The organism is Paenarthrobacter sp. TYUT067 (genome assembly GCF_023656375.1).
Classification (GTDB): Bacteria; Actinomycetota; Actinomycetes; order Actinomycetales; family Micrococcaceae; genus Arthrobacter.
Genome location: NZ_JAMOIT010000022.1, coordinates 84,869 through 91,654, shown reverse-complemented (window position 1 = coordinate 91,654; position 6,786 = coordinate 84,869). Strand labels below are relative to the sequence as shown.

General features: G+C 64.1%; 6 protein-coding genes. 2 read left to right on the top strand and 4 right to left on the bottom strand.

The genetic code is table 11. The annotated features are described in order from the left end of the window. Nucleotides 1-160: 160 nt before the first annotated feature. The 4 genes from MOD31_RS18415 to MOD31_RS18400 form a co-directional block, all read right to left on the bottom strand. Entirely contained in the window at nt 161-778 is a 618-nt protein-coding gene (locus tag MOD31_RS18415; protein ID WP_142939886.1) for a rhomboid family intramembrane serine protease, read from the bottom strand. A gap of 14 nt (nt 779-792) precedes the next feature. Further along, on the bottom strand, nt 793-2,031 hold the full coding sequence (gene ilvA / locus MOD31_RS18410) for a threonine ammonia-lyase (protein WP_142939887.1): 1,239 nt from the start codon (nt 2,029-2,031) through the stop codon (nt 793-795). A 3-nt stretch (nt 2,032-2,034) separates the two neighbouring features. Next, nucleotides 2,035-3,315 carry an AI-2E family transporter gene (locus MOD31_RS18405; protein ID WP_142939888.1) on the bottom strand — a complete coding sequence of 427 codons (1,281 nt, stop codon included), beginning with the start codon at nt 3,313-3,315 and terminating at the stop codon, nt 2,035-2,037. A 105-nt stretch (nt 3,316-3,420) separates the two neighbouring features. Further along, nucleotides 3,421-4,371 carry an aldose 1-epimerase family protein gene (locus MOD31_RS18400; RefSeq protein WP_250821306.1) on the bottom strand — a complete coding sequence of 317 codons (951 nt, stop codon included), beginning with the start codon at nt 4,369-4,371 and terminating at the stop codon, nt 3,421-3,423. A 98-nt stretch (nt 4,372-4,469) separates the two neighbouring features. Between MOD31_RS18400 and galT the strand changes: the two genes are divergently transcribed. Together galT and galK are read left to right on the top strand one after the other, a co-directional pair. After that, complete coding sequence (galT, locus tag MOD31_RS18395) at nt 4,470-5,618, top strand: galactose-1-phosphate uridylyltransferase (protein ID WP_250821305.1); 1,149 nt, start codon at nt 4,470-4,472, stop codon at nt 5,616-5,618. After that, nucleotides 5,615-6,775 (top strand): galactokinase, encoded by a 1,161-nt coding sequence (gene galK / locus MOD31_RS18390; protein ID WP_250821304.1) that lies wholly within the window; start codon nt 5,615-5,617, stop codon nt 6,773-6,775. The genes galT and galK overlap by 4 nt, the downstream gene beginning before the upstream one ends. Nucleotides 6,776-6,786: the final 11 nt, after the last annotated feature.

The window sequence follows — 6,786 nt, the reverse complement described above, 5'->3', positions numbered from 1 at the left end:
AGGCTAAGGGGCGGCCCCCCCGGCCAGAAACCCCGACGCGGGCCCACCCCTTTTCGGGGCGGGCCGGCGTTTTTCGTGTGCTCACCCAACTGGTCGTCGTGCGCTCACCCAACTGAGTAGGGGCACACGGGTGGGGGCGGTTGGGTTAGCGGCGGTTGGGTTAGAGTACGGCGGGCTTGGGCTTGGGACGCAGCAGGATAGCAGCAACGACGCCGCCTATTGCCCCGCCGAGGTGCGCCTGCCACGAGATGTAACCCATGACCGTGGGCAGCACGCCGAAGAGGATGCTGCCGTAGGCCATGAAAAGCACCACGGAGAGCAGGATTTGCCACCAGCTGCGGTTGAAGAATCCACGCACCAGCAAGAACGCGAAGAACCCGAACACCAGTCCGGATGCCCCCACGGTCACCCCTCCCCCGCCGATCAGCCACACCGCCAGCCCTGACCCGAGCCAGCTGAATGCCAACGCCGTGATGAACACGCGGATGCCGGACAGGAACACCAGGAAGCCGAAGATGATCAGCGGCAGCGTGTTGGACAGAAGGTGGTTGAAGTTGGCGTGCAGCAGCGGAAAGGTCAGGATGTCCAGTACCCCGTCAATGGAGCGGGAGCGCAGACCAAAGGTGGAGTTCAGTCCGTGGCGCATCAAGGTATTGAGGATCTCTATGACGTAGAGCAGGACAACGAAGCCGCCCATAAAGAGCAGGCCGCCTTTCGCCCGCCCGGCCAAAGATTCGCGCGCCTCTTCCTTTGATTCCTCAGGCATTCCAAGCACCATGGGCGCCCCTTCCGTCAGTGCACCACGATCGGCTGGAAGCCCTCGGCCCGCAGTGCACCGAGAACCTGCTCGCCGTGTTCGTGGCCTTTGGTTTCCAGGTTGATAGTGATGGAGACGTCCCCCATGCTGATGGAACCACCCAAACGGGTGTGGTCCAGGCCGGTGACGTTGGCATCGTTTTCAGCGATGATGCGGGCTATGGTGGCCAACGAACCCGGCCGGTCATCGAGCATCATGCGGACCGTCATGAAACGGCCTGCGGCCGAGAGACCGCGCTGGATGACTTTGAGCATGAGCATGGGATCGATGTTGCCGCCGGAAAGCACGACGGCGGTGTTCCCCGGGTTGTCGATCTTGCCGTCCATCAGTGCGGCTACTCCGACCGCCCCGGCTGGCTCCACCACCATCTTGGCGCGCTCGAGGAGGAAGATCAGGGCACGGGCGAGCGAGTCCTCGCTCACGGTGACTACGTCGTCAACAAGCTCGCGGATGATGCTGAAGGGCAGTTGCCCCGGACGTCCTACCGCAATGCCGTCGGCCATGGTGGTGACCTTTTTCAGTGGCACCAAGGCATCGGCGGCAAGTGAGGGCGGGTAGGCGGCGGCGTTTTCTGCCTGTACGCCGATCACCCTGATCTCGCGGCCAAGTTCCTTGGCCCTGGCCTTGATGGCCACAGCTACGCCTGCCAGCAGCCCGCCGCCGCCAACACCCATGAGGATGGTGTCTACGTTGGGGATCTGGTCCAGGATTTCGAGCCCGATGGTGCCCTGTCCGGCAACAACATCCACGTTGTCAAAGGGGTGGACAAACACTGCGCCTGTCTCGTTGGCGTAGCGTTGCGCTTCCGCCAAGGCCTCATCCACGTTGTGGCCGTGCAGGACCACCTCGGCGCCGTGGCTCCTGGTGGCCGCCAGCTTGGGCAGGGCCACACCCAGGGGCATGTAAATGCGGGCATTGATGCCCAGGCTCTTGGCCGCCACTGCTACACCTTGGGCGTGGTTACCGGCTGAGGCCGCCACGACGCCGCGCTTCTTTTCCTCGTCCGTCAGGCGCGCCATGCGCACGTAGGCGCCGCGAACCTTGAAGGAGCCTGCGCGCTGCAGGTTCTCACACTTGAAAAAGACGTTGCCGCCCACGAGGCTGCCCAGCGCACGGGACGACTCCACAGGAGTCTTGGTAATAATGCCCTCGAGGAGCTCCTGCGCCTTGAGGACATCGTCCAGCGTGACGGGCAGGGTTTCGAGGGTATTCACTGACTATTCTCCTTTGTTGGTGTCGGCTTGAGGCTCCTCAACAGAGGCGCTCCCCGAAGCCTTGGTCTTGCCGGTGACGCCTTTGGCGAGGCGCGATTCGGGCCGTGGGAGGTGGACCTCCTTGAAGTTGGCATCACTGTCCGGCCCCGCCGAAGCGGCAGCCGGCTGGAGTTCCACACCGCCCAATCCTTCATCATGTTCCCACGTCCGGCCCGCAATGTAGCGAACTGCCGTGTTTACTACGGCGAGCAACGGAACCGCGAACAGGGCTCCGGGGATGCCGGCCAGGTACGATCCGGCGGCAACTGAGAGGATCACTGCCACCGGATGAAGTGCCACGGCCTTGCCCATCACCAGGGGCTGCAGGATGTGGCTTTCAAGCTGCTGCACCACCAGCACGATTGCCAGCATGATCAGTGCGTTGATGGGGCCGTTGGCCACGAGGGCGAGCAGGACCGCGATGGCACCGGTCACCAAGGCACCCACCACCGGAATGAACGAGCCGATGAACACCAGCACCGCCAAGGGCAGCGCCAACGGGACCTGGATGATGGCGGCGCCGACGCCGATGCCCACAGCATCCACGAACGCGACGAACATTTGAATTCGCACGTAGCTGACCATGGACGTCCAGCCCCGGCGCCCGGCGCCGTCAGTGGCCCTCCGCGCGCTCCTGGGCAGGAGTCGGACCATGAAGGCCCAGATCCGGGGTCCCTCCAGGAGGAAGAAGATGAGTATGAACAGTGCAAGGACAAGACCGGCCGCGAAGTGACCGGCAGTGCTGCCGAAGGACAACGCGCCGCTGAGGATGCTGCTGCTGTTGTTCTGGAGGGCGTCCGCGCCGTCGGAAATGTACTGGTCAATCTGGTCTGCGGTCAGGTGCAGCGGCCCATCGGCCAACCACGTCTGAATCTGCTGGATGCCTGCCAGCGCCTCCTGCCAGAGGGCACCAAAGCCTGTCACCAATTGCCTGCCAACCAGCGCAAGGGCACCGCCGATCACGCCAATGAAGCCCAACACTGTGATGGCAACCGCTCCCCCGTTGGGTACCTTGCGGTTGCGCAGCCACTTCACTACCGGGTGCAGCAAGCCGGCCAACAGCGCAGCAACCATCACCGGGATAATGAGGAAGCTGACTTTGCCCAGCAGCCAGACAAGGGCGCCGATCATGAGCAGGATCAGGCCGGCCCGCCAGGACCAGGCTGCTGCAATGCGCACCCCATACGGGATGTCTTCGGCAATTTGGCGGTCAGAACGTGTTTTGGCGTCCGGTGTTGGCGTCATGAACCCATAATTCCGCAGGGCGCGCCGTATGGGAAACCGGCTCTCACTTCCGGGACATTTCCAAGCCCGTCGGAGCCATTCCCAGGCTTTTCCGAGTCCAGGGAGCTATAGGGAGGCTGCGATTCCCCAACGCATGGTGAATGCCTCGCCAGGTGCCAGCCAGCGGAGGCCATCACCGCTGTTGAAGGCGTTGGCCGGCCCGGTCATGGGTTCAAGGGCAACGGCTTTGGAACGGCCCGGGAAGGTGTCGGTGACGAAGACGTGAACATATTGGCAGTTTTCGTCCTGCTCCAGGCTCACACTGCGGCCATCCGGTGCGGTCAGCGTATGGCGCGCCGAGCCGCCGTCGAACGCCAGGTCAGTCAAGGCGACGTCGACCAGCAGGCCGCCTACTCGGGCACCACCGGAGAGGTCGTACTCACCGTCCGCAGGCGCGGTGCTGCGCGGAATGAGGCGCTCGTCCGCCACCAGCCGGGTGGCAGCCCGGACGGTCAGGACCAGGTCCTCGGGGGCTACATCGCCGATCCGCAGGTACGGGTGCGCGCCCAGGACGAAGGGGGCATTGCTTTGGGAATCGTTGATCAGCGTCTGGGAGACGCGGAGATCAAGGTTCTGGTCCAGTTCGTAGCGCACCTGGTGCCGCACCAGGAACGGGTAGCCGTGCTGGGGAAATACTGTGGCTTCCAGCGTCACGAAGAACTCGGATTCGTCCACCAGCACGTACCCGGTGTTGCGCAAGAGTCCGTGGCTGGCGTTGTTGCGTGAGGCCTCGGTGATGTCCAGTTGCTGCTTCTTGCCGTCCAGGTACCAGATCCCGTCCTCTACCCTGTTCGCCCACGGCGCCAGGGTGATACCCGTAGCACCGGGGGCAATGTGATCGTCGCCGTAGCTTTCAGTCAGCTCGACGCCGCCACGGGAGTAGAGTCGCAGGCCGGCGGCGAGCTCGGTAATGACGGCGAGCGCATCGCCCCGGCGGAGCTCGAACTGGCGGCCCGTGGCGAAGCGGCGGGACTCGGACTGATGGGCGTTATCGGCTGGCGACGGGGAGACAGACATGGCAATACCGTACTGCATTGCCTGACCTTCACGGCGAGATGAATGTTAGCTTTTGTTAGAAACTATGCGTTTTTGGTCACTTGTGAAATACTGAACCTATGAGCCGCATCACCAGCACCCGCCTCGCGGACAGCCGAGAGCTGATCTACTTCGACGACCCCGGAACGCCGGAGCGAACACCGGATTCCCTGGTGGACCACCGCGAGCTTCCTGCCCGTGGCGAGCCAGGCGAGGTGCGCTACGACGCTTTGTCCGGTGACTGGGTGGCGGTAGCTGCCCACCGCCAAACCCGTACGCACCTTCCCCCTGCTGATCAGTGCCCCATCTGCCCCACCACGGCTGCTAACCCTTCGGAAATCCCGGCATCGGACTATGACGTGGTGGTGTTCGAGAACCGCTTCCCTTCATTGGGTCCGGCCGTGGGTGATATCCCCCCGCTTCCTGCACCCGGGCACTCCGGCCACAGCCTCAAGGGCCCGGCGTACGGCCGCTGCGAGGTTGTCGCCTTCACACCTCAGCACACCGGCTCCTTCGCTGAACTGGGCGAAACACGTGCGCGTACGGTCATCGAAGCGTGGGCCCAACGCACTGAAACCCTGAGCACCCTCCCCGGCATCAAGCAGGTGTTCCCGTTCGAGAACCGCGGCGCGGACATCGGCGTCACCTTGCACCACCCGCACGGCCAAATTTACGCTTACCCCTACGTGACCCCCCGCGCCGCCCAGCTCGGTGCGGTAGCGCGAAAGTACTACGACGACGTCGACGCGAAGGAAACGCTCGGGGCCTCCCTCCTCAAGGCCGAACGTGAGGACGGCAGCCGCATGGTCCTGGAGGCCAAGCACTTCAGCGCCTATGTGCCGTTCGCTGCGCGCTGGCCCTTGGAAGTCCACCTCGTTCCGCACCGCAGCGTCCCGGATCTTGCCGCGTTGACGGGCGAAGAACGCGATGAGCTCTCGCACGTCTACTTGGACCTGTTGAAGCGGCTCGACGCCCTCTACCCCACCCCTATGCCGTACATCTCTGCCTGGCACCAGGCACCTTTGGACCCTGCCCTTCGCCCTGCAGGCCAACTGCACTTGCAGCTCACCTCACCCCGCCGTGCTGCCGATAAGCTGAAGTACCTGGCCGGTTCCGAGGCCGCCATGGGCGCGTTCATCAACGACACCACCCCCGAGGCAGTGGCGGAACGGCTGCGTAGCGTCGCCGCACAACCTTCGACTATGACTCTGGAAGGCACACGAGCATGACCACCACTACCGAGACCAGCGTCCTCGCCGCCCGCTTCCAGGAAACGTTCGGCGCAGCTGCCGACGGCGTGTGGCAGGCACCGGGACGGGTTAACCTCATCGGCGAACATACGGACTACAACGAGGGCTTTGTGCTGCCCTTCGCTATCGACAAGACAGCAAAGGTGGCCTTGCGCGTCCGCGACGACTCGAAGGTGCGCATGCTGTCCACCTTCGGCGGCCACGGAATCGTGGAAGCCGACCTGGCGGACTCGGAACCTGGGTCAGGTGAAGGGTGGTCACGCTACCCCCTCGGCGTCGCTTGGGCGCTTAAGGAACGTGGCGTCACGGTGCCTGGCTTTGACCTCCTGCTCGACTCCGATGTTCCCTCCGGCGCTGGTTTGTCTTCCTCCCACGCAATCGAGTGCGCCGTCATCTCGGCCCTCAACGAGTTGACTGGCGCCGGTCTGGCTGCCGAAGACCTGGTGCTCGCTACCCAGCGCGCCGAAAATGTGTTCGTAGGCGCGCCTACGGGCATCATGGACCAGTCGGCTTCCCTGCGTGGTGCCAAGGGGCACGCCGTTTTCCTGGACTGCCGCGACCAGCATGTGGAGCTGGTCCGGTTCGACGCAGAAGCGTCCGGCCTGGTCCTGTTGGTCATTGACACCAAGGTGTCGCATTCACACGCCGACGGCGGTTACGCCTCCCGGCGCGCGTCCTGCGAGTTGGGTGCCGAGATCCTTGGCGTCAAGGCACTGCGCGACGTCGGCGTGGAGCGTTTGGAGGAAGCCTCCGGGTTGCTGGACGAGACGACCCTCCGGAGAGTCCGCCACGTGGTCACCGAAAATGATCGCGTGCTTCAGACGGTGGAAACCCTGGACTCCCAGGGCCCTGCCGCGATTGGTGCACTGCTGGATGCCAGCCATGTCTCCATGCGCGACGATTTTGAGATCTCATGCCCGGAACTGGACCTCGCCGTGGACACATCCCGGGCCAACGGCGCCATCGGTGCACGCATGACCGGCGGCGGCTTTGGCGGATCAGCCATCGCACTGACTCCGGTGGGCCAAGAGCAGCAGGTTCGCGACGCCGTCGTGCGTTCTTTCGCGGAGGCGGGCTTCACCGCACCTGACATCTTCACCGTTACCCCGGCAGAAGGCGCCCTGCGCCTCGCCTGACGCGTTCAGTT

Coding starts and splice junctions, on each gene's coding strand:
- MOD31_RS18415 (WP_142939886.1), bottom strand. CDS start 778: ATGGTGCTTGGAATGCCTGAGGAATCAAAGGAAGAGGCGCGCGAATCT.
- MOD31_RS18405 (WP_142939888.1), bottom strand. CDS start 3,315: ATGACGCCAACACCGGACGCCAAAACACGTTCTGACCGCCAAATTGCC.
- MOD31_RS18400 (WP_250821306.1), bottom strand. CDS start 4,371: ATGTCTGTCTCCCCGTCGCCAGCCGATAACGCCCATCAGTCCGAGTCC.
- galT (WP_250821305.1), top strand. CDS start 4,470: ATGAGCCGCATCACCAGCACCCGCCTCGCGGACAGCCGAGAGCTGATC.
- galK (WP_250821304.1), top strand. CDS start 5,615: ATGACCACCACTACCGAGACCAGCGTCCTCGCCGCCCGCTTCCAGGAA.